Raw genomic sequence first — 3,539 nt, forward strand, 5'->3', positions numbered from 1 at the left:
AAAACCCCCCCCCCCCCCGCCTTAAAGCTATTCCCAGCGCCACTCCCCCGTTCTTCCACCGGGGGGGGGTACGCGCCGCCCACGGCGGCCGGAAACGAGCCGGCAGGGAAATCGCGGAGTGGCCGGAAATGAAAACCCCGGTCCCGGGACCGCGGAATCCTTCGCCGGCACCGATCGTCCCGAAGTACGGGCCCGAAGGGATCCCGCCCGGTCCCGACGGCCCGGCTCCGGCCCGGGCGCCGTCCGCCTCCCCGTTCGACCCGCTCGACCGCTGCGAGGCCGCCGCTCGGCCGCCGCTCGCCGCCGGAGCCCCCGCCGAGGTGCTCGAACACGCCCGCCCCCGAGCCGGGCGGCGCGCCCGGGACCTGTCGAATCCTTGAACGCCCATACCTGACGGATCATCAGACTTGTTGCTGCTTAGGGGGATTGTCCGTGCACGGGCTCCCGTTCCGTGGATAGCATCTGAATTCCATTCTGTTCGAGCGCTAATCGCCTGGGAGGGGCGGCGCCGGACAGACCGACAGGAGACTTCATGCGCGTGTCCAAGCACGTCCACCCCGTCAGCAACCGCCCGACCGCGGCCGACGTCGCCCTGCCACCGGCGCTGCCCTATCCCGACGGCTGGTCCGCACTCGCCTTCTCCGCCGAGCTCAAGCCCGGCACCGTGCTCACCCGCCAGCTCGCGGGCGAGGACGTCGTGCTGTACCGGCTGCGCAACGGCCGCCTCCGTGCGATCCGCCCGTACTGCCCGCACCTGGGCGCCCACCTCGGCCTGGCCACGGTCGAGGGCAACGACCTGGTCTGCCCGTTCCACCGCTTCGCCTTCGACGCCGACGGCCACTGCGTACGCACCGGGTACGGCACCCAGGCGCCCAAGGCGGCGCTGACGCAGCTGCCGGTGCGCGAGGTGAACGAGGCGGTCTTCGTCTGGCGCCACCACGACGGCCGGGAGCCGGACTGGGAGATCCCCGCCTGGCACCGGCTCGGCGACGGACGGCAGCCGCTGCGGTACGCCTCCTTCGAGATGCCCGGATACGCCCAGGACGTCATGGAGAACTCCTTCGACCTGGGCCACTTCGTCACCCTGCACGGCTGGCCCGAGGGCGAGCTGGCGGCACCGGTGGAGTTCGACGGCACCGGCTTCCACATCTCGATGCTGGTCCGGGAGACCTTCCCGCTGCTCGGGATGCGCGAGGTCCACGTCGAGGTGGACGGGTACGGCCTCACCGCGCTGCACACCGACGTCAGCACCCCCTCGATCGGCCTGGAGATCTGTTCGCTGGTCATGGCCACCCAGGTCGCCCCCGGCCGGATGCAGCTGCGGCAGGCGAGCCGCTTCGTGATGGCGGAGCCGTCCGGGCTGCCGCCGGCCGTCGCCCGGACGGTCAGCCGGGTGGTGACCAGGCTGCTGGCGGGCCCGATGTTCCGGCGCAACCTGGAGTTCACCTCGGCGGACTTCCCGATCTGGTCCACCAAGCGGTACGTCTCCCCGCCCCGGCTCGCCCAGGGCGACGGGCCGATCGGCGCGATGCGGCACTGGGCCCGGCAGTTCTACCCGCCGGACCACCAGGCGCACCTGCCGGGGCCGGCCTCGCTCGCCGACCGGAACGGGCACGGCGCCCACGAGGCGAACGGGCACGGCGCGAACGGACACCGGGCGAGCGCGGACGGACAGGGCACGCCCGACGGCGAGGCCGCCGCGAGCCGCACCCAGGCCGATGCCTCCGGCAAGGCGTCCAGTGGAGCCGCCCGGAGCTGAATCGGCCCCGGCCACCCGCAGACCCGCACCCGTTCCGCGGCCGTCGGCCCGAACCGGAACCGCCCGTCCCGGCGGTACCGTCTGGCGTGGAGTACGGACGGGCGCGGCGAGGGGAGAGTCGGCGTGGAGGCACTGGGGGACGGGGATCCCCGGCAGGTGGGCGAGTACCGCCTGCTGCGGAGACTCGGTGCGGGCGGAATGGGCCGGGTCTACCTGGGCCGGACGGCGGGCGGCCGCACGGTGGCGGTCAAGCTGGTGCACGAGCAGTTCGCGGCGGACCGGGAGTTCCGGGTGCGGTTCCGCAACGAGGTGGCCGCCGCCCGGCGGGTCGGCGGCCGCTGGACGGCCCCGGTGCTGGACGCGGACACCGAGGGCGCCCAGCCCTGGGTGGCCACCGGGTACGTCGCCGGGCCCTCGCTGGCCGCCGCCGTGCGGGAGTTCGGCCCGCTGCCCGTCGCCGCCGTCCGCTCGCTCGGGGCGGGGCTCGCCGAGGCGCTGCAGGCCGTGCACGCCCAGGGGCTGGTGCACCGGGACGTCAAACCGTCGAACGTGCTGCTGGCGCTGGACGGCCCGCGCCTGATCGACTTCGGGATCACCCGGGCACTGGACGCGGCGACCGCGCTCACCCGGTCGGGCTTCGTGGTCGGCTCCCCGGGCTACCTCTCCCCCGAGCAGGCCGAGGGGCGCAGCGCCGGGCCCGCCTCGGACGTCTTCTCGCTCGGCGCCGTACTCGCCCATGCCGCCACCGGCACCGCGCCGTTCGGCTCGGGGGTGAGTGCGCCCGTCCTGCTCTACCGGGTCCTTCACGAGGAGCCGGAACTCGACCTGACCGACCGGGAGTTGCACGCCCTGCTGACGGCGTGCCTGGCCAAGGACCCGGCCCGCCGGCCCACTCCCGCCCAGCTGCGCGAGCGGCTGACGGCCGCCGACCCGACGGCGGGCGAGCGGCTGGAGCGACGGGAGTGGCTGCCGCCCGCGATCGCCGCCGCGCTGGCCGCGCTCGCGGTCGAACTGCTGGACCTGGACAGTGACTCTCCGGCCCGACCCGGCGCTCCCACCGGGCAGTTCGGCCCGGCGGAGCCGTGGCACGCCGCACCGCCGACCCCGGGGACGCCGGCCCCCGGAACGCCCACGCCCACGCCCCCGGGCACACCCCCGAGCACGCCCCCGCCGTACTCCCCGACGCGGCCCCCGCCGTACCGGCCCCCGTACGCGCCCCCGCCCCGGCCGACCCGCGGCCGGCCCGGCCCCGGCGTGCTGCTGGTCGCCGCCGTCCTGGCCGTCGCGGCGGCCGGCACCGCGGTGGTCCTGGCCGTGCGCGACAACGACACCGGCGGCAACGACACCGACGGCACCGGATCCGGGGGCACCCCGCCCGCCGCCGCCTCCGCCGCCACGACGCCGGGCGGCGAGATCCCGGCCGCCTTCCTCGGCTCCTGGCAGGGCGACCTGGGCAGCCAACAGACCCTCGTCAAGCCGGACTTCTTGATCACCATCGCCCAGGGCCGGACCAACGACCCGGTCGCGCAGATCCACAACAACGAGGGAGCGGGCACCCGCTACTGCGACGCGACCGCCAACCTGGTCCAGGCCACCGCGGACCGGGTGGTGCTGCGCACCGCCCCGATGAGCACGCTCAGCGGCTGCGCCGCCGTCCCGTACGACCAGGTGTACACCCGCAATCCGGACGGCAGCCTGCACCTGCTGGTCGGCGGCTTCTCGGGCGACCTGCGCAGGAAGTAGCCCCCGGTTCCACTCGCGGCGGGGCGGCCCCCACTCC

2 protein-coding genes are annotated in these 3,539 nt (G+C 75.2%); both read left to right on the forward strand.

Annotated elements, in window-relative coordinates:
- Positions 1–532: 532 nt before the first annotated feature.
- Positions 533–1,759 (forward strand): Rieske 2Fe-2S domain-containing protein, encoded by a 1,227-nt coding sequence (locus ACFWJ4_RS41155; protein WP_380554478.1) that lies wholly within the window; start codon positions 533–535, stop codon positions 1,757–1,759.
- 123 nt (positions 1,760–1,882) lie between these two features.
- A complete protein-coding gene (locus ACFWJ4_RS41160) occupies positions 1,883–3,502 on the forward strand; it encodes a serine/threonine-protein kinase (protein ID WP_380554481.1) in 1,620 nt (539 codons plus the stop codon).
- The last annotated feature ends 37 nt before the right edge of the window (positions 3,503–3,539 follow it).

The sequence above is a fragment of the Kitasatospora sp. NPDC127067 genome (genome assembly GCF_042724755.1).
GTDB lineage: Bacteria > Actinomycetota > Actinomycetes > Streptomycetales > Streptomycetaceae > Kitasatospora > Kitasatospora lactacystinica.